This window comes from Pseudolactococcus piscium (assembly GCF_002441695.1).
Classification (GTDB): domain Bacteria; phylum Bacillota; class Bacilli; order Lactobacillales; family Streptococcaceae; genus Pseudolactococcus; species Pseudolactococcus piscium.
This window is the reverse complement of the sequence record NZ_JXJW01000018.1, coordinates 1-24763: the sequence shown is the minus strand read 5'-3', so window position 1 is coordinate 24763 and position 24763 is coordinate 1. Positions and strand designations below refer to the sequence as shown.

The following is a 24763-nucleotide window of genomic DNA, read 5'->3' as shown; positions in this document are numbered from 1 at the left end:
ATGAAGGTACAACACTTGCTAGAATATCGTTCTTTTTTGATATATTTGTAAACCGATCATCTTAAATTGTATTTATTAAGTACTTATATAACTTATAATCGATAGCTTCTAAGAATCTCAAATGCATCTCAACTACAGATTTTGTTCTACCGTCATTTGTTGGTTTGTGAAGTTCTTTAATCGAATCTTCTTAACCGAATAAGCTATTATCCAAATAATCCACAGGAAGTTTTTCATCATCAATCCAGATAAATTCTATTCCTATATGGTTATCAGCATCAGAATACTTAATCAAACGAATGCCATTTATCTCCATTTCAACCATACGCTCAGATGTTAATGGTGTAAATTCAGGTAATTGAAAAATTTTTTGAAGAATCCATTTTCCCAGAACATCTTGACTTCCTGATGATTGAATCCCCTTCCCATCATCTTGCACAATCTGTGCATTAATTACTGTATGAGATGGTAAAAATTCCAATTTAAACTGTCTATCTTTAATAGGCAACTTAAATTTTTTACCCTCTAAAATACCATAATCTTTTCCAAAAAAATCGGGATAAGCATTGTGAAATCTTTTTGAACTAGGAATAGGGATATAAATTTCATTTGCTGATCGAAACAAATATTTCATAACTAATTTTGTAATTGGATACTCCGGAACGAAAAAATTCTCTTCTAAACTATTGGTAGGGATAGTTGAAACCGAAATTTTTTTGCTTTGTTCTATAATTTCATCACGTCTTAAATATCTTGCTTGATTTGGTAGAATTGGTAAGATTTCATAATCTTGTTTATATTTTTCTAAAAGAGTTATAAACTCTTTTATCTCATTGGTTTCTGAAAAATTTTTATTTACTGCATTTATCAAAGATTGAATAGATTTCGTTGAGTTTTTAGGTAATCCCATGAATTGATTAAATCCAGATACTGGCCTAATATTAATTTTCCAAGAAAATGAATGACTAATTGCAAAATGATCTTCAATTTGAGTCTGTTCAACTTCGTTAGATATAGAACCTAGTCGGGCAAAGATGTTAAAAGGATCTTCCACATATTTTACATCCCAATTCTCTAATGATGTTTTATCAAAGAACATTAAAAGTTGACTATCTGCCTCAGTATATTTATAATGATGTCTTCCATCATTAAACTTAAAATTCATTGGTTTTTTAACACTAGTACAACCTTCAATTACAATATTTTTAATATCTATATCATAATACGGAACTTCACCAACAGATATTTGAGGAGAATTTTCTTTTTTAGAGGGCATCAAGTAATGATAGACAGCTTCAACATTAGTAATATCATTGGGTTCCAATCCTCTTAGGTTTTCCTTAGAAGAGGCAATTCTTTCATTTCTAAGTTTAGAAATATCTACCGCTAATTTCCGATAAAGTGGTTCATTAATTTCATCTATCTCAGCCTTTGTTTTTTCTCCCTTTGCATTTTCGGTTATCTCGGTAAAAATACTTCTCCATCCAAGTTCTGCTTGTGGACGTTTGAACTGCGCTATTTTTTGATCCCCAGAAGCAATACCAAATGATTTAAGTCCGATAATGTATTTATGTTCATTATCAACTACAACTGAGGCATCATAAGAAGTATTACCATAATCCTCACCATGGGCATTAAAACTACGTTGAAAAACAGTTTCCTGAAACTTTGAATTAACTATAGGAGCTACGTGTATATCACCCTCCAAAGATTCAGACTTCTGCGAAAAAGCTTCGCTAAGACTAGCAAAGCTGAGTATTAACTTCCTATAATATTTTCTTTGCTTTTCAGGAAGATTCTCCCACATTGCCATGATAGACCCCTCCAAATATTATTGTGAAGAATTTAGTACAATATAAAACTCTTCTACACTATTTCTATGAATAGTCTTTAAATATTGTTCCTCTTCAAGCACCTTAATAGCATGGTCCGCACAGTATTTATTCAATTCTTTCATAGAATTAAACTCTTTTACAAATCCACTCTCACCTTCAAGTCTTCCATTCATAATGACATGGAAAAGACTGTATTTACTTGATGGACTATAAGGTTTAGCATCTGCTTGACCTACATCTAAAGACTTCGATATATTGGCTGCAATACGCTTAATTACTGGAACAACAACAGAATTTCCAGCTTGTTTATACAATGAACCATTAGCTAGCTTCTCTGGTAATTGAAAGTCCTTTGGGAATCCTTGAACATTAAAAGTTTCTCTTGGTGTAAGCTTACGAATACCAGTATCGGACTTAATCAAGGGAACATTGTGACCTCCCGTCCCCATGTTTGCAGTAAGAGTCGGCACTACACCACTTTTGTTTTCACGAACATATTGACGACGCCATTGATAAATGGATTCTTGAGAAGTGATTTCATTAACAAGTTGTTCATAAAAAGGCTGACGACCTGACACATAATAGTATTTATCATCTTGCTTACTATGAAAATCAATTACATCAGAGAGTTTAGCTGTCAATGCAATCTCTTCCGGAAAATTAAAATTGTCAAATGAATTTTTATCAGAAAAACCTACAATATAAATACGCTCTCGGTTCTGCGGTATATTTCCATAATCTTTTCCATTTAAAACTTTCCACTTCACATAATATCCAGCTAAAGTTAGATACTCACGAATAACACGAAAAGTATTACTGTGATCATGTGTTACTAAGTTTTTAACATTTTCAATAAAAATAGCCTTTGGTTGATGCTTTTTAATAATACGATATAGTTCAAAAAACAAGTCCCCTCTATCATCACTAAAACCTTTTCGATACCCCGCAATAGAGAAAGCCTGACAAGGAAAGCCTCCAACAATTACATCAGTATCTGGTACATCATCAGTATCTGTATCAACAGCATGAATATCTCGACGGTCAAGCTTAACATCAGGGAAATTTAAAGAAATTGTTTCCTGAGCATTTTTGTCGAATTCATTGATGAACACCGAACTGAACTTTTTGGTCTGTTCAAAACCCAAATCAATGCCACCCACACCTCCAAAAAAACTTGCCAAGGTATATGGAGCACTTACAGTTACATCGTTTTCAATCACGAAATCAATCTCCTTATTTTATTTTATTTTTCTATTATACTAAAAAATCGGCTAAAAAAGTCAACATTAGATTTTTTGTCATATTTACCCAACTAAACAAGAAAAAACTACAAAATATTTAGTTCAAATTCCACCCCTCACACCTCGGCAGGAGCAAACTGACTGATTAAGGCTTCCGCACATTTGAGGCCATCAATGGCTGCTGAGACGATACCGCCTGCGAATCCTGCACCTTCTCCACTTGGGTAGATGCCTGTTGTGGACTCTGATTGGAAGTTTGCTTCATCCCGATTAATTCTAAGGGGCGAAGATGAGCGTGACTCCACGCCAGTCATGACCGCATCTGACATGGCAAAGCCATGCATTTTTTTATCCAGGCCTATCAGTGCGTCTTTAAGCGCATCTGAGATATAGTCTGGAAATAGGGCTGTCAGATCAGTTGGCATGACGCCTAAAGAATAACTAGGGGTAACACTGCCCATTGCCGTTGACGGTTGTCCCTTTAGAAAATCGCCGACTAACTGTGCTGGGGCCTGATAAGTACGCCCACCAAGTTCATAGGCTTTCTTTTCAAGTGCTCTTTGGAAGTCGATACCTGCCAGTGGATGTTCACTCCCAAAGTCTTCAGGAAAGACTTGTACCAAAAGACCACTGTTAGCATTATGTTGGTCTCTGGCATGTTCACTCATGCCATTTGTGACGAGATGACCTACTTCGGAAGCAGAGGCAACGACAAGTCCTCCTGGGCACATACAAAATGTATACACACCTCGACCGTTTTTAGCTTTATGGGTCAAGCGATACTCTGCTGCACCCAATCTTGGATGGCCTGCAAATTCCTTATACTGCGCCTTGTCGATGACTGTCTGGGGATGTTCCACACGGACACCTACGGCGAAGGGTTTTGCTGTCATCTTGACCCCATCCCGATAGAGCTCACCAAAGGTATCTCTGGCACTATGACCAATCGCTAAAATGGCCTGTTGTGCCTGAATAAACTCACCAGAGGTCAAGGTCAGCCCTTCCAGTTTGTTATCATTGATTTCAACATGGTTGACTTGGGTATTAAATCTAACCTCACCACCCAGTGAGATGATTTCTTTTCGGATATTTTTAACGATATCACGCAGTAAGTCTGTCCCAACGTGGGGGTGTGCTTTATAAAGGATTTCCTCAGGTGCACCTGCATTGACAAATTCTGACAGGACTTTTCTCCCCCGTAAATCCTTAACACGACTGGTCAATTTACCATCTGAAAAGGTCCCTGCGCCGCCTTCTCCAAATTGGACGTTTGAGTGAGGATTTAATTTGCCTGCTTCCCAGAAGTCATCGATTGACTTCACACGTTCATCGACAGCTTCACCACGTTCTAGGACAAGGGGTTTGTAGCCCATCTGAGCGAGCAAGAGTGCGGCGTACATGCCTGCTGGTCCAAAGCCAATCACAACAGGTCTATGTGCGAGTTTCGTCGTGCCCATCTGAGGATTTTTATAGGTTAGATCTGGTGTCATGGCAACATTTTTAAATTTACCTGTTAAAAAACGACTTTCATCTGCCACACGAATATCTACCGTGTAGATAAAGTTAATTTCACCACGTTTTCTGGCATCAATAGATTCTTTGTAAATCCTGAAAGAAAGGATATCAACAGGCTTAATTTTGAGTTTTTTAGCAACTTGCGCTTTAACAGCTGCTAGGTCATCCTGGATAGATAATTTGATTTGTGTAATTCTAAGCATGGGTCTCTTTTCGTTGACTTTGTAATGGACATATCATCACGACTGGATTGTGGTGACTGGATTAACATACATGAGGCATTATCTGTATGCGCTTTGTTTACGTCAATTTTGGGGTTAGGGCCACTTGACTAATTTTTAGCACCATGAGGTGCGCTACCATTTATTATACTAAAAATATCAGCATTAGGCGAGATGTTCCAAAGCCTTACCCTAGTCTGCTTAATTGAAAGAAGGCCACAAAAAAACGCGTCATCGCGTTTTTTAATATTTTCTAAACCTTTGGTAACGTGCTTCGACTAGATCTTCTGTCGTCATACTTGTTAACGCGTCAAGTTCACTAATCAAGGCAGCTTTTAGCAAGGCAATCGTATCTTCCTCTGGAATAATTTTATCGATGACACCATTTGCAAGTAAGTCTTTTGAGGTGATCTTCAATAGCTCAGCTGCTTCAGGTGCTCGTGAGGAATCCTTCCAAAGAATCGTCGCGAAGCCTTCTGGTGATAAGATGCTGTACATGGTATTTTCTAGCATCCAAACACGGTCAGCAACTGCCAAGGCAAGTGCACCACCAGACCCACCCTCACCGTTTATAATGGCGATAACTGGTACTTTTAGGTCACTCATCTCAAGTAAATTTCTTGCGATCGCTTCACCCTGACCACGCTCCTCAGCACCAGAACCTGGAAAGGCACCAGCTGTATTGATAAAGGTGATAACGGGTCTACCAAATTTTTCGGCTTGCTTCATTAAGCGTAGTGCCTTACGGTAACCTTCAGGATGGGGTTGACCAAAATTACGATTCAGATTATCTTGCAGGCTCTTACCTTTTTGAATCCCGACAATCGTCACAGGACGACCAGCAAGACTAGCAATCCCACCAAGGATGGCACCATCATCTCTGAAATTACGATCCCCATGAAATTCGATGAAGTCTTCAAAGACTTTTTTAGCATAGTCACGTGTTGTCAACCGGTCTTGACTTCTTGCAAGTTGCACAATTCTATTTGCACTATCAGGCATGTTCATGTCCTCCTTTGTTATCTTGACTATGGAGTTTCAAAATCTGACCAATAACACCTGGCAACTCCATACGCTTGACGATTTTATCGACAAACCCATGCGCCTTCAAAAATTCTGCTTTTTGGAAGTCTTCAGGTAAATCTTCCCGTACTGTTTGCTCAATCACCCGGCGGCCAGCAAACCCAATCATGGTTTGTGGTTCCGCTAGTATAATATCTCCTAGCATGGCAAATGATGCTGTAACTCCACCAGTCGTTGGGTCAGTCAAGATGGTCAGGTACAACAAGCCAGCATTGCTATGGCGTTTTACAGCAGCTGATATCTTAGCCATCTGCATCAAACTCATAATGCCTTCTTGCATCCTGGCACCACCTGATGCTGTGAAGATGACTACTGGGAGTTTTTCATCAGTCGCATACTCAAACAATCTCGTGATTTTTTCACCAACAACTGTTCCCATAGATGCCATAATAAAAGTAGAATCCATGATGGCAAGTGCTGTTTTTTGACCTTTAATCGTCGCAAGACCTGTTAGCACAGCCTCATCAAGGCCTGTTTTAGCCTTGGTAGCAGCTAACTTCTCAACATAACCAGGAAAGTTTAATGGATCTTCTGAGTCAATCCCAGTGAAAAATTCTGTAAACGTATCAGCATCTGCAACAAGGCTAAGCCGATCCATAGCTGAAATTCTGAAATTATAGGCACAGAAGGGACAAACTTTTTCTACACCCAAATCCTTGCTATAAATCGTATGTTTACAACCTGGACATTTGGCAAAAAGCTCATCTGGTACTTCTGGTAGCGTACTTTTATCACCACTTCTCGATCGATTTGGATTGATGCGAATATATTTACTTTTTTTATTAAATAAAGCCATAATCTATTATCAATCCTCTTTTTTCAAATATGTCGGTAAAAATACTTCTCCTAGAAAGGCAGTATCATAATCTCCTGCAATCACATGCCGATCAGAAATTAAGTCTAACTGGAATTCTGCATTGGTATGTACACCTTCAACTTCAAGCTCGAAAAGTGCCCGTTGCATCTTCATCAAGGCTTCAAAACGATTTTCACCATGAACGATGACTTTGGCAATCATACTATCATAATAGGGTGGAATCGTATAGCCTTGATACATGGCAGAGTCAACACGAAGCCCTACACCACCTGATGGTAGATATAAATCTGTAATCTTACCCGGACTCGGTGCAAAGTTAAACTTAGGATTCTCAGCATTAATCCGACACTCAATGGCATGGCCTTTGATTTTAATATCATCTTGGGTAAACCCTAATGCTTCACCTGCTGCAATCTTGATTTGGTTTTTGACAATGTCTACACCAGTCACAAATTCGGTTACAGGGTGCTCAACCTGGATACGCGTGTTCATTTCCATGAAATAAAACTTGCCTGATGCTTCATCAAGTAGAAATTCTATCGTACCCGCATTTTCATAGCCAACATGTTTAGCCGCTGCTACTGCAGCTGCACCAATCTCAGCACGTAAGGTTTTACCAATGGCAATAGATGGCGCTTCTTCAAGCACTTTTTGGTTATTGCGTTGTAGTGAGCAATCCCGTTCACCAAGATGCACAACATGACCAAATTCATCAGCCAAAATCTGTACTTCGATATGACGTGCAGGATAAATGACACGTTCCATATACATGGCGCCATTACCAAATGCTGCTTGGGCTTCGGCTTGGGCAGATGAGAAATTCGGCAGTAATTCATCTTGAGAATTAACCTTACGAATGCCTTTTCCGCCACCACCAGCTGATGCTTTGAGCATGACAGGATAGCCTATTTTTTGCGCCACTTCAAGTGCTTGTGTCGCATCATAGACTTCTCCATCTGACCCTGGAATAACAGGGACATTAGCCGCAAGCATTTGCGCACGGGCATTAATTTTGTCTCCCATCGTGTCCATAACAAGCGCTGATGGTCCGATAAATTTAACACCGACTTCTTCACATAGGTTAGCAAATTTTGAATTCTCACTCAAAAAACCAAATCCCGGATGAATGGCTTCAGCCCCTAGCGTAACTGCAGCAGAGATAATCTGATGCATATTTAGATATGATTCACTAGCTTTAGCAGGTCCGATACAAACAGCTTCATCTGCGATCAATGTGTGTAGTGCATTGCGATCTGCTTCTGAATAAACAGCGACTGTTTGTATGCCTAATTCACGTGCCGCACGGATAATCCGTACAGCTATTTCACCACGATTGGCGATTAATATTTTTTTAAACATTTAAGTACCCTTTAACTTACTCGCCAATAGCAAAAGTCAATGTTCCTTTTGCTGCCAACTTACCGTCAACTGTTGCTTTTGCTTCCACAACAGCAATTGGTCCGCGACGTTTGATAAATTTAGCATGTAGGATGAGTTGATCACCCGGTACAACTTGCTTCTTAAATTTCACACCGTCCATACCCGCATAAAAGACTAATTTACCTTTATTTTCAGGTCTTGATAGCTCTAAAACGCCTGCTGCCTGAGCCAAAGCTTCCATGATCAAAACACCCGGCATCACAGGATGCTCTGGAAAATGACCATTGAAAAAAGGTTCATTAATCGTCACATTCTTCAAGGCTGTAATCTCGTCTTCTGAATGTTCCAACACGCGATCGACAAGTAACATCGGATAGCGATGTGGCAAGGCGTCTTTTATTTGGTTAATATCAATCATTTGATGCGGACCAATTCCTCTCCATACTCAACCATAGCCTCAGCCGATACGAGTACTTCTGTAACGATGCCATCATGCGGTGCTGGAATCTCGTTCATCACTTTCATGGCCTCAATAATCAGTAAGGTTTGCCCTTTTTTCACTGAATCACCGACGCTAACAAAATCCGATTTATCAGGTGCTGGTTTAAGATAAGCAACACCTACGAGTGGACTTGTAACGACCTCACCTTCAGCAAGGCTAACAGCTTCGCTTGGTGCTGCTGTTGCAGCAACAGTTGGCTTAGTATCAGAAACTGTGTGAGACACCTCAGCACCCACTGCAGGCGCACTAGGTGCTAGGGGTGCGACTGGCACACCGTTATTTTTAGAGAAAGACAAGTTAAATTCTGATGTTGCATAAGAAAATTCACGTAAGCTTGACCCATCAAACTGTGACATCAAGTCTTTTACTTCATTGATTTGGATAGACATTTTGCTTATTCACCTTCCCATTTTTTAAGTGCGATGACAGCATTATGCCCACCAAAACCAAGTGAATTGGAAATAGCATAGTTGATATCATGTTTTTTACCTTGGCCCAGTACCACATTAATAATTGATGTGTTCTCATCAAGTTCTGTTGTACCAGCATTGACAGGCGCATATTGATGTTGAATTGCTTGTAGTGTCGCGATTGCTTCAATCCCACCAGCAGCACCAAGTGCATGGCCAGTTAAGGCTTTTGTAGAAGAAACTAAGACATTTTCATCATCCCCAAAAACAGTATGAATGGCAAGTGCTTCGCCTTTTTCATTGGCTTGTGTTGATGTACCGTGTGCGTTAATATAGCCCACTTCGCTTGCTTGAATTCCTGCTTCATCAAGGGCTAGTTGCATGGCTTTAGCAGCACCAGAGCCTTCTGGCAATGGTGTTGTCATGTGATGGGCATCATTTGTTGAGCCATAGCCCACAATCTCAGCCAAAATCGTTGCACCACGTTTTTGAGCATGTTCTAGGCTTTCAAGTACTAAGATACCTGAACCTTCTCCCAATACGAAACCAGACCGATTTTTATCAAAAGGAATAGAGGCACGTTTTGGATCTGTCTCTTTCGTTAGGGCTGTTAAATTAGCAAACCCACCGACACCCAAATCACAGATCGCAGCTTCTGTACCACCAGCTAACATGATATCTGCATAGCCGTGTTTAATTTCACGAAAAGCTGACCCGATAGCATTTGTTCCTGCTGCACATGCTGTTACTTCAGCACGGCTAACACCGCTTGCTTTAACACGCAAGGCAACATTTCCTGTCGCCATATTAGCGATAGAAAGCGGTACAAAAAGTGGCGCAATCCGTTTAGGACCACGTGTAGCCAGACGTGCACCTTGTTCTTGAATGACAGGTAAGCCACCAATACCAGAGCCGATAATCGCACCAAAACGGTCATTATCAATCGACCCATCTTCAGTGTCGATACCAGCCATGCTTAGCGCTTCTAAGGCAGCATAAACAGCATAGATACTAAAGGTATCCATCCGTTTTTTATCTTTATGGACAAAATACTTATCAAAAGGAAAATCTTTGACTTCTCCAGCTACTGTGATACCTGTCTCAGTCGCATCAAATTTTGTGATAGCATCAATCCCGCTGTTACCAGCTTGCAGATTTGTCCAAAATGTTTCAGGGGTATTGCCAATCGGTGATGTAATCCCGTATCCTGTGATAACTACACGATTTGTCATATATTTTACTCCTCACTTCATCTTTCGCTTTGATCCCTTTATGTTAGACGCACAGAAGCTGTTAACCAGTAAAACTAGCTATCAGCTTCTCATGTCAAGGTATCAAACTATTTTCTTATTTTAGTTATAGGTGCTTACTACATGCTCATCCCGCCATCGATGGCGATTGTTTGCCCAGTAATATATTCTTGGCTAGCAAGGAATAATGCAGTTGTTGCAATTTCCTCAGTATTACCAAAACGTTTCATTGGAATTTGCGCTTTCATCGCATCCTTCACTTTATCAGATAAGACATCTGTCATATCACTTTCGATAAAGCCTGGTGCAATGGCATTAACACGAATATTACGGCCAGCAACTTCACGAGCCACTGATTTTGTCAGACCAATCAAACCAGCTTTTGAAGCAGCATAGTTTGCTTGACCGATATTTCCCATCAAACCGACAACAGAGGTCATATTGATAATCGCACCTTGGCGCGCTTTAGTCATCGGTTTCAAAACAGCCTGTGTCATGTTAAAAGCACCCGTTAGGTTGATTTTTAGCACTTTTTCAAAATCATCTGCTGTCATTTTAAGCATTAATTTATCAGCAGTAATCCCTGCATTATTAATCAGAATATCAACACTACCAAGTGCAGTTGTTGCTTCATCAATCATGCGTTTAGCGTCATCAAAATCACTAACATCACCTGAAACACCACTCACTTTTACCCCATATTGATCAAAACTAGCAAGCAAATCTGCAGCTATTTCTGAGCGACCATTAAGGATAATGTTGGCACCATTAGCCGCAAAATGATGGGCAATCGCTAGACCAATACCACGTGTTGATCCAGAAATAAAGACGTTCTTATTTGTAATTTCCATTATATTATTTCTCCAAAAGTGCGTTTAGCGAAGCCAAGTCATCAACCTGTTTCATGCCTACAGTCTTATCGATTTTCTTGATAAACCCAGATAAGACTTTACCTGGCCCAATTTCAATAAAGTCTGTGACACCGAGTGCTAACATCGTATCAATTGATTCATAAAATTTGACTGGTTCCATGACTTGACGTGTCAGAAGTGATTTGATTTCTTCAAATGACATTACCTGAGCAGTTGTGTTAGATATCAAAGGTTTCTTGAAGTCATGAAAGTCAACTTTTTCAAGTTCGACCGCTAACTTATCAGATGCTGGTTTAAGCAAGGCTGTGTGAAATGGTCCTGATACGTTTAAAAGAATCATTCTTTTGACACCAGCTTCTGTGAGTAAGGCCATCGCTTCATCAACTGCTGCAACTTCACCACCAATAACAATCTGTGCTGGTGTATTGTAATTTGCAGGGCTGACAATGCCTTTTACAGAGGCTGTTTGACATGCTACTTCAATGACATCAGAACTTGTGTTCATCACTGCCACCATCTTACCTGAGCCTGTAGGTGCGGCTTCTGCCATATACTGACCACGTTTTGCAACGAGTTTTAAGGCATCAGCAAATGCAAGACTACCACTTGCCACTAAGGCTGAATATTCTCCTAAAGATAGGCCGGCCACGACATCATAGGTAACACCTTGCGAGTCAAGTAACCGCAAAATGGCAACTGAGGTTGTCAAAATCGCAGGCTGTGTATATTTGGTTTCAGCTAGTTTTTCAGCATCCTGATCAATCAACTGACGCAAATCATAGCCCAAAATTTCAGACGCTTCATCATAGGTTTTTTTGACACTATCAAAATTATCATATAAATCACGAGCCATACCCAATTTCTGAGCACCCTGACCCGCAAATAAAAGACCAGTTTTAGTCATTATTTACTCCACTATTTTAATAGAAACTTAAGTACCGAGACTAGCGTATGCGAGTATCGTTTCGTACAAAAGTTTCCTTATATATTATCTTAATCTAACCACTTAACAGACGCTTTAATTTCCGCTTGGAATCCGTTGTATAAGTCTAAAATGATGTCTTCAACACTTTCTTCTTTACGGACTAAACCAGAAATTTGGCCTGCCATAACTGACCCATTATCAACATCACCATGAATAACTGAAGCAGGTAATTTGCCTGCACCCATTTCCTCAAACACAGATAAATCAGGGTCTTCTTGTTTAAAGGCCGCTAATTCAGCTTGTTCAAAATCTTTTGTTAATTGATTTTTAATGGCACGAACCGCATGACCAAAATGGCTCGCTGAAACAACTGTTGAAATATCTTTGGCTTTCAACACTTTGTCTTTATAATTTTGGTGGGCATTTGATTCTGTCGCTACGATAAAACGTGTACCGACTTGAACCGCATCAGCGCCTAACATGAAGCCAGCAGCCATCCCTTTACCATCAGCAATACCACCTGCAGCAATGACAGGCAAGTCGACAGCATCTGAGACTTGGCGAACTAAGGTCATCGTTGTCAGTTGACCGATATGACCGCCACCTTCCATGCCTTCTGCGACAATGGCATCAACGCCAATACGCGACATAGATTTAGCTTGCGCAACACTTGCAACAACTGGAATGACGATCATACCAGCAGCCTTAAAGCGATCCATGTATTTTTTAGGAGAGCCAGCTCCTGTCGTCACGACCTTGACACCTTCTTCAATCACAAGATCTACGATATCATCAACGAAAGGAGAATGCAGCATGACATTCACGGCAAACGGTTTGTCTGTAATTTCTCTAATCCGTTTAATATGACCTTTAACGATTTCTTTTGGCGCATTACCGCCGCCGATAATACCAAAACCGCCTGCTTTAGAGACAGCTCCTGCAAGATCGCCATCAGCGATCCAGGCCATACCGCCTTGGAAGATGGGATATTCAATGTTGAGTAGTTCAGTTATTTTAGTTTTCATGTTATGTCTTTTTATTTTCAAATAGTTTGACAATCAAACTACTAGGGAGTAAAAATTTTGAGAACGCTCACACGCTCTCAGAATTTTTATTATTCAGCAATTTTCGCATCTACGAATTTGACTAAGTCACCTACGGTGTTTAAGCCATCTTCAGTTTCGATTGCGATATCGTATTCATCTTCAATTTCGTTAATAATTTGGAAGATGTCAAGTGAGTCAGCATCAAGTGACTCAAATGATGTTTCAAGTGAAATTTCACTTGCTTCTTTACCGAGTTCTTCAACAATAATTTCTTGAACTTTTTCAAATACAGACATGATTAAATCTCCAATTTTTCTATTTTTATATAATGAAGGTATTCCGAAGTTTACGAACTTTGAAAACACCTTTAATCAGTATTACTTAAATTTTAACAACAACTGTGCCCCATGTCAAGCCACCACCAAAACCAGTTAGGACTATTTTTTGTGTCCCATCTAATTTGATCGTGCCTGAGGCCACCGCTTCTGACAAGAGAATCGGTATGCTTGCTGCACTCGTGTTACCATATTCCTGCATATTTTGCAGGAATTTTGAGCGATCTGCCTTGATTTTGCGCGCCATTTTATCTAAAATTCTTGAATTGGCTTGGTGCAAAAGAAAATAATCTACTGTTTCTAGATTAAGTTCTGCTTTTTCAAGCGTCTCCAAAATATTTTTTGGCACATCACGTACTGCAAAATCAAATATAGCACGACCATCCATCTTCAGAAACAAGTCATTGGCTTGAGTAGCTTTTGAAAATGGTGAGTTGGGTTGCGTTAAGTTGCTCGTTAAACTCTGAGAGCGACTACCGTCTGATTTAAGAGATTCAGACAAGAGCATAGGCCCTTGCATTGAGGACTGAAGTAAGACACCACCAGCCCCATCTCCGAATAGGACACTCGTTGCTCTATCAGACCAATCGACAACCTTAGATAACACTTCGGCCCCGATCACAATCCCATTTTTATAAACACCACTTGTCATTAGTTTGTCTGCAACAGACAAGGCATAGATAAAGCCACTGCAAGCCGCAGTCAAATCAAAGGCAAAGGCGTTTACAGCACCTAGTTTGGCCTGTACCAGACTTGCCGTACTGGGCATACTAGCATCTGGTGAAATCGTTGCTACGATGATAAAATCGATTGCTTCAGCTGTCAGCTTACTTTGTGCTAATAACTGTTGACCAACCTTAGTCGCCAGATCAGACGTATTCTCATTTGATGAAATATGTCTCTGTTCAATACCTGTTCGTGACTTGATCCATTCATCCGAGGTGTCCATAACCTTAGTTAAATCTTCATTTGTCACGACTTGCTCAGGTGCATAGTGTGCAACTGCCGTGATCTTGCCAAAACTCATCTAATTTCCTCCAAAAAAGTGTGAAGATTTTCCAATCCTGTCTGTAGAATCTCTACTGAATCTTCTGGCAGATCTGCTACAAACCGTTTCACCATCTTTTGATGAAATTTTCGATGCAGGCGATAGAGCAAGCGACCACGTTGTGATAAAGAAACATGGACGACACGACGATCACTCTCACTACGATAGCGTTCTATATAGCCCTTTTTCTCTAACCGATTAAGCGACACGGTAACCGTACCAACCGTCAACATCAGATCTTTTGCAATATCACTCGGGGTTGTCACTTTTGCTTCACCTATACTATCAAGTGTATGCATCTCCTTAATCGATACATCTGAAAATCGAGATGACCGTAAGGCTGCCTCTTCAATAATCAGGACATTATTAAAGATGTGCGTTAGATATTGATTTATTTTTGTGTAATCTACTGCCAACACATGCTCCTTATATAATAGTTTTGATTATCAAGTTGTTTGACTTTCAAATTATATCAAGTTTTTTTTCGACTGTCAAGATTTTTGAATAACTAACTTTGACTTGCACAGCTTATTTATAAACATATCGTTTGACAAACGCTAAAAGTTTGATAAAATAAGTTATATAGTTTAGTACATCTAGTTTCTAAAACTATATACGGATCTAAATACTTAAAACTTAAGGAAGAAAAAATGAATCTACCAGAATTAAAAATAGGCGACTTAACAGCCAAAATCCCTGTCATCCAAGGTGGTATGGGTATTGGTATCTCCCTAAATAGACTGGCAGGAAGTGTCGCTGCTCAAGGCGGTATCGGCATTCTATCAACTGCTCAAATTGGTTTTCAAGAAGAAAAATTTCAACGTGCTTCAGTCAGAACTAACTTGCAAACAATCAAGAAACAGCTTGATAAAGCACGTAGTTTTGCAAAAGGTGGTATCCTAGGCTTTAACGTCATGGTCGCAAGTTTCCGCTATGACGAAGTTGTTAAGGCAACCGTTGAAGCTGGAGCTGATGTCATCATCTCTGGTGCTGGTTTACCGATGAATTTACCTGAACTTGTCGGCAATGCCAAAACTAAAATTGCCCCAATCGTCTCTTCAGTTAAAGCTGCTAAGATTATCTTACGTAACTGGGCAAAAAAATATAATCGGACAGCTGACTTTGTTGTCATCGAAGGTCCTAAAGCCGGTGGTCACCTCGGTTTTAAAGCAAGTGAAATTGAACATGCCATGCAAACTATGGATGATGAAGTTGTTAAAATCATCGCCCACATTAAGGAATACGAAGAAAAATTCGATACAAAAATTCCTGTTGTCTTTGCTGGCGGCGTATGGGATCGTGCTGATATTGAGCATTACCTAAATCTCGGCTGTTCTGGCGTTCAAATGGCGACACGTTTTATCGGTACTGAAGAATGTGATGCACCAGATGACTTCAAAGATCGCTTCTTAAAAGCGACTGAAGATGATATCCATTTGACGACATCACCAGTTGGCTTGCCAGGTCGTGCAATCGATAACAAATTTACGGAAACAATTTCAGCAGGTGTAACAGATTATAAAGCACAAGCTGCACCTAAAACACCGATTATTCCAATCGCTAAATGTTTAAACTGTTTACAGGTTAAATTATGTGACCGCAAAACAATCCCTTACTGTATCAGTGAAGCCTTGCTTAACTCTGTAGAACATAATACAGATATGGGCCTAATCTTCTCAGGTACGAATGGCTATAAAATTAATGAAATTACAACAGTCAAAGCGATTTTCGCAGAATTGACTGCTTAATCCATCCTAAACAAGTGATCAAGTTAAGCCTGATCGCTTGTTTTTTTATCTTCTTTTGGAGAATTCAGATTATTTTGATAAAATAGAGGTATCAAACTGAAATTGGAGAAATTAATGGCGAGTTTACAAGCAACTTTTTACGGACACACCTATGAAAATCCATTTATGAATGCCTCTGGTGTACATTGTATGGATACAGCAGAACTTGATGGACTAGCCACTTCTGCCGCTGGGTCATTTGTCACAAAATCAGCGACTGCAGAAGGCCGCGATGGCAATCCAGAACCTCGCTATGTCAACCTTGAGCTTGGCAGCATTAACTCGATGGGCTTGCCAAACCTCGGTCTTGCTTATTATCTTGAGGATGCTATACAACGACAAACTGCTCATCCTGACCAACCTTTTTTCTTAAGTGTTGCCTCATATAAAGGATTTGATGAATATGTTGCCAATATGAAAGCCATTCAAGATAGTGCCTATACAGGCCTTGTTGAACTTAATCTGTCTTGTCCAAACGTACCAGGTAAACCGCAAATGGCCTATGATTTTGAGGATACTGAAAAACTCTTAACTGAGATTTTTAGGTTTTACACGAAGCCTTTCGGTGTCAAACTCCCACCCTATTTTGATTTCATGCATTTTGATAAGATTGCTGCCGTTTTAAATCAATTTGACCTTAAGTTTGTCAACTGTATCAATTCTGTTGGTAATGGGCTTTATATTGATGATGAAACAGATACGGTTGTCATCAAACCTAAAGGCGGTTTTGGCGGCATTGGTGGCGAATATGTTAAACCAACAGCACTTGCCAATGTCCGTGCCCTCAGACAACGCCTTAATCCGACGATCGATATTATCGGGACTGGTGGTATTTTGACTGGTCGTGATGCTTATGAACATCTACTTTGCGGTGCTTCTATGCTCCAAGTGGGTACCCAATTATATAAAGAAGGACTTGGTGTCTTTGATCGACTCAATTCTGAGTTACTCGACATTTTAGTCGCTAAAGGCTATAACACGATTGCTGAGTTTAAGGGTAAACTTGCGACGCTAGACTAAAAATATACGCATATAAAAAATGATTGACTGATTTTTGACATCATCCAATCGTTTTTTATTTTGTCATTTTTTCTAAATACATATGAAATCAATAAAAAAGGTAAGACTTACTAATGGTTAATTAGCAAGTCTTACCTTTTTTCATTTTGAACTAATTGCGTTAGCTAACCTGATTTAATCGATTTAAATCGTCATTAAATATGGATTGGCATCCCGTCAGCAAGTTCACTTGTATCCATGATTGCTTCACCTAATGTTGGGTGAGGATGGACTGTCATAGAGATATCTTCAGTCGTTAAACCATTTTCAATCGCTAAAGCAAATTCACTGATCAAGTCACTTGCACCTGGGCCAGCAATTTGAGCACCGATGACAACACCAGTTTTCTTATCGCTTAACATGCGGATAAAGCCTTTAGTCGCATTCATCGTAATGGCACGACCATTTGCTGCAAATGGGAATTTACTGATCATAAAGTCCAAATTCTTTTCGTTGGCTGATTCGACTGTTTCACCCATTGTTGCCAATTCTGGATCACAGTAGGCAACAGCTGGAATAGAGATGGCACAGTTTTTGATGTCTTGACCAGCAACATTACCTGCTGCAATTTTAGCTTCATAGCTAGCTTTGTGGGCAAGCATTGGGCCTTCAACAACATCACCAATCGCATAGATATGACTAACACTTGTTTGTTGGTGATCATCTACAACGATTTGACCACGGTCAGTCATTTTAACATCCGTTGTGTTTAAGCCAAGTTCATCTGTATTGGGTCTACGACCAACAGATACTAAGCAGTAATCCGCTTCAATTTCTTGTTCTGCGCCATCTACTTCATAGATTACTTTAACAGAACCGTCATCTTGAATAGCTTCTTTAGCTTTAGCATTGGTCACGATTTCAACGCCTTTTTCTTTGAAATCATCCACAACGAAGCTGTACATTTCTTTATCAAAGCCATTTAAAATATGTGGCAAACCTTCGATGATTGTTACTTTACTACCTAAGTTAGCATAAGCACCAGCTAATTCACTACCGATAACACCGCCACCGATAACAACTAGATGTTTTGGTACTTCTGGCAAGCTAAGCGCACCAGTTGAGTTAACAACACGATTTTTGAAAGCAAATCCTGGAATTTCGATTGGACGGCTACCTGTTGCGATGATACATTTTTCAAATTCTAAGAGATGGCTCTCGTCTTCTGAAATCACGTTGATCACTTGGTTGTCATTGAAACGCGCTTCACCACGTAAAATCTCAACCTTATGTTTTTTCAGCAACATAGCAATACCGCCAGTTAAGGTATTGACAACTTTTTCATTTTTCCATTTTTGCGTTTCTTCCCAGTTCAATGTTGCGCCATTAGAATGCACACCCATGATACTGTTAGTTGAATGGATTTGTGAATAATAGTTATGACCAGCATTGATCAAGGCTTTAGAAGGGATACACCCAACGTTTAAACACACACCGCCGATAAAATCACGTTCAATGATCGTCACTTTTTGACCAAGTTCTGCTGCACGAATTGCGGCAACATATCCACCAGGTCCACTACCAATCACAACAGTTTCAACGCTTTTAGCTTGACTACCTACAACCATTAACTTATACCTCCATCAGCATATATGCTGGATCATTCAACATTTTCTTCAAGTCATTGATTGCACTTTGCGCAAGCATACCATCTACAAGACGGTGGTCAAATGACAAGGAAAGTTTCATCATATTACCAACAACGATTTCACCTTCTTCATTGACGATAGGTTCTTTAGCGATTGTACCCAGGCCAAGAATAGCGGCTTCGTTAACGTTGATAACAGGTGTGAACCAGTTACCACGTGCACTACCGATGTTTGAAATTGTGATTGTTGAGCCACTTGCAACGTCTGGCGTTAATTTACCATCACGTGCACGCTCTGCCAATTCAGCAATTTCTTTAGCAATAGCCAGGATTGATTTTTGATCTGCATTTTTAACAACAGGTACAAACAAGCCATTAGGCGTATCAACCGCGATACCAATGTGTATGCCTTCAGGGTAAACAATTTCTGTTTTAGCCATATCAACATGCGCATTTAAGTCAGGGAAATGTTTTGCCATCGCAGCCAATGCTTTAGCAACATAAGCCATATAAGTCAATTTAACATCTTGTTTTAGGGCGATATCTTTAAATGCTGCTCTGTGCGCCATCAATTTAGAGACTTCAACCTGTTCAAATAATGTCACATGTGGCACATTTTGTTTTTGGCTAGTCATATTTTTAGCGATTGCTTTACGAATTGGCGTCATCGGTACACGACCCGCTTTTTCAGAAACAACAGCTTTAGGTGCTGCCGCAGGTGTAGCGACTGCAGCTGGTGCTTCAGATACTTCAGCAGATACTGGAGCTTCTGGTGCTACAGTAGCACCAGACAAGACGTTTCTAACATCCTCAAGCGTGATATTACCATGACGGCCATTTGCTGGAACAGTTGTTAAATCAATACCATTTTGACGTGCAAAACGACGCACACTAGGCATGGCACGAAGTTGTCCACCGATAACTGGAGCGCCAACTTTACCAGATGCTGGTGCTGCTGGTGCCGCCTCTGCTACAACTGGTGCTGCAACAGGTGTTGGTGCCGCCGTAGGCGCTGCTGCTGCAGGTGCAACTGGTGCTGGTGCTGCTGCGCCAGAACCGTCACCATCAAATTCAACTAAAGGTGCGCCAACTTCAACTACTGTACCAGCTTCAACATATAACTTAGTTACGACACCAGTATATGGTGATAAGATCTCTTGCAATAATTTATCATTTTGAATTTCTGCAATTGGATCGTCTTCTTTAATCGCATCGCCAACCTTAACTAACCAAGAAGCGATTTCGCCTTCTGCCATTCCCTCGCCGACATCGGGCATTTTAAAGATTTCTGTCATGATTTCACTCCTTATTCAAATTCAACTACGTTTTTAACAGCAGTAACAACATCATCAACTTGTGGTAACCAGTCGTTTTCTGCTGCGCCAAATGGATAGATACTATCTGGTGCAGAAACACGGCCAATTGGTGCTTTCAAGCTAAGAATAAAGCGCTCAGAAATTTCAGCCATTACTGTACTTGCGATACCAGCTTGACGTTGTGCTTCTTGTGCAACAACAACACGACCCGTTTTTTCAACAGATTGACCAATTGTTTCAACATCAATCGGGCTAACCGTACGTAAATCGATAACTTCTGCATTGATGCCAGCTTTTTCAAGCACATCTGCAGCTTTTAGACAGACGGGTACCAAGCCACCGTAAGTAATGATTGTCACATCATCACCTGCTTTAGCAACAGCCGCTTTATCTAGTGGTGTTGTGTAGTAGCCTTCAGGTACTTCACCTTTAATCGAGCGGTAAAGTTTCAAGTTTTCTAAAAAGATAACTGGGTCATTTGATTCGATTGCAGACAATAGCAAGCCTTTTGCATCTGCTGGATTACTTGGCATAACGACACGAAGTCCTGGTGTAGATGCCATCAAGCCTTCTAAGTTATCAGCATGCATTTCAGGCGTATGTGTACCGCCACCATAAGGTGCACGAACAACAATTGGGAATTCACGCGTACCGTGGAAACGGAAACGGTTACGAGCCATTTGACCAGAGATAGAGTCCATTACTTCAAAGATAAAACCAAAGAATTGGATTTCCATGATTGGGCGGTAACCTTGCGTTGTCAAACCAATTGCAACACCACCGATAGCACTCTCTGCTAAGGGTGCATCGAAGACGCGTTCATCACCGTATTTTTGGTTCAAGCCATCAGTTGCACGGAATACACCGCCATTTTTACCAACATCTTCTCCAAAAATAAGGACGTTGTCATCTTTTTCAAGTGCTAAATCCATTGCCTCTGTAATTGCTGCGATATATGTTTTTACTGCCATTTACTTGCCTGCCTCTCTGAATTTTTCGATTTGTTCTTTTTGTACAAAACCAGGTTGTTCAAAAGTTGTTTCGATAAATTCTGAAATCTTTTGTTTTTGAACACTATCAGCTTGTTTGACTGCCGCATCAATTTCTGCGTTTATTTCGTCTTTATAGTCTGCTTCGATTGTTTCATTCCAAAGTTTTTTGTCTTCTAAGAAAATACGCATCCGGATCAATGGTTCAACTTTTTCCCATTCTTCGATAGATTCTTTTGTCCGGTAGCGAAGTGGATCATCCCCACTCATTGAATGTGGTTCTAAACGGTCTGTGATCGTTTCGATTAAGACAGGACCATTTCCTGCTACAGTCCATTCACGCGCCTTTTTAGCCGCAAGATAACAAGCGATTGCATCCATACCATCAACGACGATACTTGGAATACCAGCACCCCAACCTTTAGAAGCGAGGTGTGTTGCTGCTGTTTGGACTTTACGTGGTGTTGAAATCGCATAGCCATTATTTTGGATGATGAAGACTGCATTTGCTTTGAAAGCACCTGCGAAGTTCATGCCTTCGTAAGTATCTCCTTGTGATGATCCACCATCACCAGTATAGGTATAAGCACACGCATCTTTTTTGCGTTTTTTCATACCAAGACCAATACCAGCTGCCTCAACGAATTGGGCACCGATGATAATTTGTGGGAACCATGTGTTAACACCTTCCATCAAGTTACCTTCGTAATGACCACGACTCCACAAGAATGCTTTATAAATTGGGAAGCCTTTGTGAATCATTTGTGGAATATCACGGTAACCTGGCATCAAGTAATCGTCATCATTGAAGGCGAAACTTGTTGCAGTTTGGCTTGCTTCTTGTCCACGTGTTGGGGCAACAAAGCCTAGACGACCTTGTTTTGCTAGCTTAACACTTCTTTCGTTTAAAACAAGTTGTTTGATCATACGTTTCATCAACTCAACCAGTTTCTCATCAGACAAGTCTGCTGCGTCAAAACCAGCTTGGTCGATGATTTTACCATCTTTGTCTAATACAGCTAATTCTGGAAAACTATCAGCTTGTACAGCTAATTGTTGTTCAAAATTTAAAATTTCTAATGCTTGACTCATATTCACCGTCTCCTTTTAATTGTATCGCATCATTTTCACTCATGAATGAGTGATAGGACTTCCTCATTTGATATGGTACCAAAGTAGTGTTTATCTTGATTTTCGCTCAAGATAGCACGAATCGTCGTTTCTTCAAATGGGACACCTATTAATTGCGGCATTAATCTTTCAATATCTTCCACGCCGAGGAAATCCCCGCCAAAGTAGATCTGTTTGATCAAGCCTTTTTCAATCTCTGCTTTGATATCTAAGATACCACCAGCAAATTTTTCATGGGCATGATAGTTGAACTCTGGACTCTCACCATAATTCCATTCCCATGTTGAAAATTTTTCTTTTTCAAGCGTTTTAATTTCAGCTAGTTGGCTTTGCGTTAATTGAATGGGTTGGTCTTGACCATTTTCACTCAATTCATCCGTCAAAGCCTGTTGAAATTGCGCAATTGTTAAGTGTGGGGCATACTGCTTGATACTACCAACACGGCTTCTGACACTTTTTACTGCCTTTGAGATGAATTTTTCATCACTGACATTTAGCACACGCACCATCGTTTCAACATCAACATCAAACATCAGTGTGCCGTGATGCATCAGATAACCATCCTGATAGCGCTGGGCATTCCCACTAATTTTTTTTCCGTCTAATACCAGATCATTTCGACCTGTGATTTCAACTGGAATACCTAATTTATGAAGGGCGGCAACGATTGGTTGTACAAATTTTTTCCAATCGACATCCTGAGGATGCGCCACTGGAATGATGAAAGTAAAGTTCAGGTTGCCTTGGTCATGATAAACCGCGCCACCACCGGTGACACGGCGAACAACTTGAATGTCTTTTTCTTTGACAACTGCTTCATTCACTTCCTCATAGGTATTTTGATGCTTACCTACAATCACTGCATTTCTGTTTTGCCATAAAGCAAAAACTGGTGCTTCCGGTTTTAAATGCGTTAATAACCACTCATCCATCGCAATATTAAACGGTGCATCCAAATTTTTGTTGACGACATATCGCATTTACTTATCCTCCAAGATTCGTATAATTGAAATCGCTTTCCATATACTATTATCAACTGTTTTTCATTTTTTTTCAACTATTTTGGCTGGAAATTACCCTAAATTTTTGTGTATAATAAAAGATATCAATAATAAAGGTGGAATTAGTTTGAAATTTCTTACAAGTGATGCGGTAACTTTAACTGCTACAAGCAGTGGTGACGGCATTCCTGTCGTTTTTTTGGCTGGCTACTCAGGGACAACTTATAGCTGGGCAGCTCAAAATGTATTTTTTAGTACAGCTGGTTTTCACTGTATTCATTTGGACAAAAGAGGACATGGTGAAAATACAGACATTATATCTGGTTTGCGAATCAGTCGACTAGCAAAAGATATACAGGAACTGGTTTATCAGCTTGGTCTTGATCAATTCCATCTCGTCAGTCATTCTTTAGGTGCTGGTATTGCCTTTGAATATTTAAGTTTGTTTGGTGAGGATCAGGTCAAGTCACTTACAATCATAGATAGTCCGCCTAAAGCAATCAATACCAGTGACTGGTCTTTAGGTATGTATGACTTAACCTGGCAAACTGTATCAGAGACAGTTGACAACTTTTCTCATGTTACGCTAACCAAAAAGAAAATCGAGACTGATTTATTAAGAAGCATGCACCAAGGGCATTATCGCTTTAATTTCTTAAAGACTGCGCCTTTGGTTGAAGACTTTTTGACCAAGGATTATCGTGATGTGCTCAAGCAGGTATCACTGCCGATTCTCTATATTGGTGGCGAGCAATCACCGCTATTTCCCAATGCAGTCGCAAGCTATTATAGCCAGACTGCCAAACAGGCAACCAGTTACCTAATCAAGGATGCTGGTCACTTGCCTTATGCTGAAAGTCCGACAGAAGTAAATCAGCTGATTTCTCAGTTTATCTTAGACAATCAATAAACAAAAAAAGCTAAACAGGCAATTACAAGCACAAAAAAGCAGCGTTGCGAACGCTGTTTTTTTTCTGGCTTTATCATCTGCTTATTTCAAGTCATTTAAAGCTGTATTGAAACTTGAATTTAATGCGCGTACTTCATCTTCAAGTAGTCGAGTTGCCCGTTTAGTTTCTGATAAAAATGTTTCATGTAGCTGATACAAGCTAGCGTCTAGCACCTGTAATTCGTGGCTACTTTGCGGCATAAGTGAGTACACATTTTCCATTAAGCGAGAACGTTCGCGTTTAAACGCATTTTCTTTTTCAACGATCGCCTCTTTTTGACGCTGGTATTTTCGTTTATCATCATAGTAGTTTTCTTCGAGTCGTGCACGTTGTCTTGGTTTATCTGTCATGATTTTAACACCCTTTTACTGGAGACCTAAATACGAACTGCTTCATATTTTTCAAAAACGCCTGACCAGCCTCTGAAGCTTTTCCCGTCAAAGCACCTGTCAAGTCTCCAGG

24 protein-coding genes are annotated in these 24763 nt (G+C 40.1%); 3 read left to right on the top strand and 21 right to left on the bottom strand.

Annotation, left to right across the window (positions count from 1 at the left end):
• Positions 1 to 190 precede the first annotated feature (190 nt).
• The 15 genes from RU86_RS09105 to fabT form a co-directional block, all read right to left on the bottom strand.
• On the bottom strand, positions 191 to 1813 hold the full coding sequence (locus RU86_RS09105; protein ID WP_245810512.1) for a hypothetical protein: 1623 nt from the start codon (positions 1811 to 1813) through the stop codon (positions 191 to 193).
• 18 nt (positions 1814 to 1831) lie between these two features.
• Positions 1832 to 3052: a DNA (cytosine-5-)-methyltransferase gene (dcm, locus tag RU86_RS09100; protein ID WP_096815055.1), complete on the bottom strand. Its 1221-nt coding sequence runs from the start codon at positions 3050 to 3052 to the stop codon at positions 1832 to 1834.
• 140 nt (positions 3053 to 3192) lie between these two features.
• Positions 3193 to 4794 carry an NAD(P)/FAD-dependent oxidoreductase gene (locus RU86_RS09095; protein WP_096815025.1) on the bottom strand — a complete coding sequence of 534 codons (1602 nt, stop codon included), beginning with the start codon at positions 4792 to 4794 and terminating at the stop codon, positions 3193 to 3195.
• 261 nt (positions 4795 to 5055) lie between these two features.
• Positions 5056 to 5814, bottom strand: coding sequence for an acetyl-CoA carboxylase carboxyl transferase subunit alpha (locus RU86_RS09090; protein ID WP_096815024.1), 759 nt, complete (start codon positions 5812 to 5814; stop codon positions 5056 to 5058).
• Complete coding sequence (accD, locus tag RU86_RS09085) at positions 5807 to 6691, bottom strand: acetyl-CoA carboxylase, carboxyltransferase subunit beta (protein ID WP_096815023.1); 885 nt, start codon at positions 6689 to 6691, stop codon at positions 5807 to 5809. The genes RU86_RS09090 and accD overlap by 8 nt, the downstream gene beginning before the upstream one ends.
• A gap of 9 nt (positions 6692 to 6700) precedes the next feature.
• Positions 6701 to 8071 carry an acetyl-CoA carboxylase biotin carboxylase subunit gene (accC, locus tag RU86_RS09080; protein ID WP_096815022.1) on the bottom strand — a complete coding sequence of 457 codons (1371 nt, stop codon included), beginning with the start codon at positions 8069 to 8071 and terminating at the stop codon, positions 6701 to 6703.
• Between the two features lie 16 nt (positions 8072 to 8087).
• Positions 8088 to 8510, bottom strand: coding sequence for a 3-hydroxyacyl-ACP dehydratase FabZ (fabZ, locus tag RU86_RS09075; protein ID WP_047915224.1), 423 nt, complete (start codon positions 8508 to 8510; stop codon positions 8088 to 8090).
• Positions 8507 to 8977, bottom strand: coding sequence for an acetyl-CoA carboxylase biotin carboxyl carrier protein (gene accB, locus RU86_RS09070; protein ID WP_096815054.1), 471 nt, complete (start codon positions 8975 to 8977; stop codon positions 8507 to 8509). The genes fabZ and accB overlap by 4 nt, the downstream gene beginning before the upstream one ends.
• Before the next feature lie 11 nt (positions 8978 to 8988).
• Positions 8989 to 10236, bottom strand: coding sequence for a beta-ketoacyl-ACP synthase II (fabF, locus tag RU86_RS09065; protein ID WP_096815021.1), 1248 nt, complete (start codon positions 10234 to 10236; stop codon positions 8989 to 8991).
• A 137-nt stretch (positions 10237 to 10373) separates the two neighbouring features.
• Positions 10374 to 11105: a 3-oxoacyl-[acyl-carrier-protein] reductase gene (gene fabG / locus RU86_RS09060; protein ID WP_096815020.1), complete on the bottom strand. Its 732-nt coding sequence runs from the start codon at positions 11103 to 11105 to the stop codon at positions 10374 to 10376.
• 4 nt (positions 11106 to 11109) lie between these two features.
• Positions 11110 to 12030 carry an ACP S-malonyltransferase gene (gene fabD / locus RU86_RS09055; protein ID WP_096815019.1) on the bottom strand — a complete coding sequence of 307 codons (921 nt, stop codon included), beginning with the start codon at positions 12028 to 12030 and terminating at the stop codon, positions 11110 to 11112.
• Positions 12031 to 12119: 89 nt separating this feature from the next.
• The gene (fabK, locus tag RU86_RS09050; protein WP_047915220.1) at positions 12120 to 13076 is read right to left on the bottom strand and encodes an enoyl-[acyl-carrier-protein] reductase FabK; all 957 of its coding nucleotides are present in this window, start codon (positions 13074 to 13076) and stop codon (positions 12120 to 12122) included.
• 89 nt (positions 13077 to 13165) lie between these two features.
• Positions 13166 to 13393, bottom strand: coding sequence for an acyl carrier protein (locus RU86_RS09045; RefSeq protein ID WP_079505558.1), 228 nt, complete (start codon positions 13391 to 13393; stop codon positions 13166 to 13168).
• A gap of 85 nt (positions 13394 to 13478) precedes the next feature.
• The gene (locus RU86_RS09040) at positions 13479 to 14459 is read right to left on the bottom strand and encodes a beta-ketoacyl-ACP synthase III (protein WP_096815018.1); all 981 of its coding nucleotides are present in this window, start codon (positions 14457 to 14459) and stop codon (positions 13479 to 13481) included.
• Positions 14456 to 14896 (bottom strand): fatty acid biosynthesis transcriptional regulator FabT, encoded by a 441-nt coding sequence (fabT, locus tag RU86_RS09035; RefSeq protein ID WP_047915217.1) that lies wholly within the window; start codon positions 14894 to 14896, stop codon positions 14456 to 14458. Before fabT ends, RU86_RS09040 begins: the two co-directional genes overlap by 4 nt.
• A gap of 234 nt (positions 14897 to 15130) precedes the next feature.
• Here fabT and RU86_RS09030 point away from each other — a divergent pair, with 234 nt between their 5' ends.
• On the top strand, positions 15131 to 16228 hold the full coding sequence (locus RU86_RS09030) for an NAD(P)H-dependent flavin oxidoreductase (protein WP_096815017.1): 1098 nt from the start codon (positions 15131 to 15133) through the stop codon (positions 16226 to 16228).
• Positions 16229 to 16342: 114 nt separating this feature from the next.
• On the top strand, positions 16343 to 17287 hold the full coding sequence (locus tag RU86_RS09025) for a dihydroorotate oxidase (RefSeq protein ID WP_096815016.1): 945 nt from the start codon (positions 16343 to 16345) through the stop codon (positions 17285 to 17287).
• A 194-nt stretch (positions 17288 to 17481) separates the two neighbouring features.
• Here RU86_RS09025 and lpdA read toward each other — a convergent pair whose 3' ends face one another.
• The 5 genes from lpdA to lplA are packed head-to-tail and all read right to left on the bottom strand — an operon-like array spanning position 17482 to position 23330.
• The gene (gene lpdA / locus RU86_RS09020) at positions 17482 to 18894 is read right to left on the bottom strand and encodes a dihydrolipoyl dehydrogenase (RefSeq protein WP_096815015.1); all 1413 of its coding nucleotides are present in this window, start codon (positions 18892 to 18894) and stop codon (positions 17482 to 17484) included.
• Between the two features lie 4 nt (positions 18895 to 18898).
• A complete protein-coding gene (locus RU86_RS09015) occupies positions 18899 to 20209 on the bottom strand; it encodes a dihydrolipoamide acetyltransferase family protein (protein ID WP_096815014.1) in 1311 nt (436 codons plus the stop codon).
• Positions 20210 to 20220: 11 nt separating this feature from the next.
• Positions 20221 to 21201 (bottom strand): alpha-ketoacid dehydrogenase subunit beta, encoded by a 981-nt coding sequence (locus tag RU86_RS09010; protein ID WP_047915212.1) that lies wholly within the window; start codon positions 21199 to 21201, stop codon positions 20221 to 20223.
• Entirely contained in the window at positions 21202 to 22311 is a 1110-nt protein-coding gene (locus RU86_RS09005) for a thiamine pyrophosphate-dependent enzyme (RefSeq protein ID WP_096815013.1), read from the bottom strand.
• Positions 22312 to 22346: 35 nt separating this feature from the next.
• Positions 22347 to 23330 carry a lipoate--protein ligase gene (gene lplA, locus RU86_RS09000; protein WP_096815012.1) on the bottom strand — a complete coding sequence of 328 codons (984 nt, stop codon included), beginning with the start codon at positions 23328 to 23330 and terminating at the stop codon, positions 22347 to 22349.
• A gap of 148 nt (positions 23331 to 23478) precedes the next feature.
• Here lplA and RU86_RS08995 point away from each other — a divergent pair, with 148 nt between their 5' ends.
• On the top strand, positions 23479 to 24261 hold the full coding sequence (locus RU86_RS08995) for an alpha/beta fold hydrolase (protein ID WP_179296262.1): 783 nt from the start codon (positions 23479 to 23481) through the stop codon (positions 24259 to 24261).
• Positions 24262 to 24342: 81 nt separating this feature from the next.
• On the opposite strand, the gene RU86_RS08990 is transcribed toward RU86_RS08995, so the two are convergent.
• Complete coding sequence (locus RU86_RS08990; protein WP_096815011.1) at positions 24343 to 24651, bottom strand: hypothetical protein; 309 nt, start codon at positions 24649 to 24651, stop codon at positions 24343 to 24345.
• Positions 24652 to 24763: the final 112 nt, after the last annotated feature.

Excerpts from the sequence above, each read along its gene's own strand:
- RU86_RS09025 (WP_096815016.1), top strand. The coding sequence starts at position 16,343 with ATGGCGAGTTTACAAGCAACTTTTTACGGACACACCTATGAAAATCCA.
- accD (WP_096815023.1), bottom strand. The coding sequence starts at position 6,691 with ATGGCTTTATTTAATAAAAAAAGTAAATATATTCGCATCAATCCAAAT.
- fabD (WP_096815019.1), bottom strand. The coding sequence starts at position 12,030 with ATGACTAAAACTGGTCTTTTATTTGCGGGTCAGGGTGCTCAGAAATTG.
- RU86_RS09090 (WP_096815024.1), bottom strand. The coding sequence starts at position 5,814 with ATGCCTGATAGTGCAAATAGAATTGTGCAACTTGCAAGAAGTCAAGAC.
- RU86_RS09045 (WP_079505558.1), bottom strand. The coding sequence starts at position 13,393 with ATGTCTGTATTTGAAAAAGTTCAAGAAATTATTGTTGAAGAACTCGGT.
- lpdA (WP_096815015.1), bottom strand. The coding sequence starts at position 18,894 with ATGGTTGTAGGTAGTCAAGCTAAAAGCGTTGAAACTGTTGTGATTGGT.
- lplA (WP_096815012.1), bottom strand. The coding sequence starts at position 23,330 with ATGCGATATGTCGTCAACAAAAATTTGGATGCACCGTTTAATATTGCG.
- RU86_RS09040 (WP_096815018.1), bottom strand. The coding sequence starts at position 14,459 with ATGAGTTTTGGCAAGATCACGGCAGTTGCACACTATGCACCTGAGCAA.
- fabZ (WP_047915224.1), bottom strand. The coding sequence starts at position 8,510 with ATGATTGATATTAACCAAATAAAAGACGCCTTGCCACATCGCTATCCG.
- RU86_RS09105 (WP_245810512.1), bottom strand. The coding sequence starts at position 1,813 with ATGGCAATGTGGGAGAATCTTCCTGAAAAGCAAAGAAAATATTATAGG.
- fabF (WP_096815021.1), bottom strand. The coding sequence starts at position 10,236 with ATGACAAATCGTGTAGTTATCACAGGATACGGGATTACATCACCGATT.
- accC (WP_096815022.1), bottom strand. The coding sequence starts at position 8,071 with ATGTTTAAAAAAATATTAATCGCCAATCGTGGTGAAATAGCTGTACGG.
- RU86_RS09010 (WP_047915212.1), bottom strand. The coding sequence starts at position 21,201 with ATGGCAGTAAAAACATATATCGCAGCAATTACAGAGGCAATGGATTTA.
- RU86_RS09095 (WP_096815025.1), bottom strand. The coding sequence starts at position 4,794 with ATGCTTAGAATTACACAAATCAAATTATCTATCCAGGATGACCTAGCA.
- RU86_RS08990 (WP_096815011.1), bottom strand. The coding sequence starts at position 24,651 with ATGACAGATAAACCAAGACAACGTGCACGACTCGAAGAAAACTACTAT.
- RU86_RS09030 (WP_096815017.1), top strand. The coding sequence starts at position 15,131 with ATGAATCTACCAGAATTAAAAATAGGCGACTTAACAGCCAAAATCCCT.
- RU86_RS09005 (WP_096815013.1), bottom strand. The coding sequence starts at position 22,311 with ATGAGTCAAGCATTAGAAATTTTAAATTTTGAACAACAATTAGCTGTA.
- RU86_RS09015 (WP_096815014.1), bottom strand. The coding sequence starts at position 20,209 with ATGACAGAAATCTTTAAAATGCCCGATGTCGGCGAGGGAATGGCAGAA.
- fabK (WP_047915220.1), bottom strand. The coding sequence starts at position 13,076 with ATGAAAACTAAAATAACTGAACTACTCAACATTGAATATCCCATCTTC.
- fabG (WP_096815020.1), bottom strand. The coding sequence starts at position 11,105 with ATGGAAATTACAAATAAGAACGTCTTTATTTCTGGATCAACACGTGGT.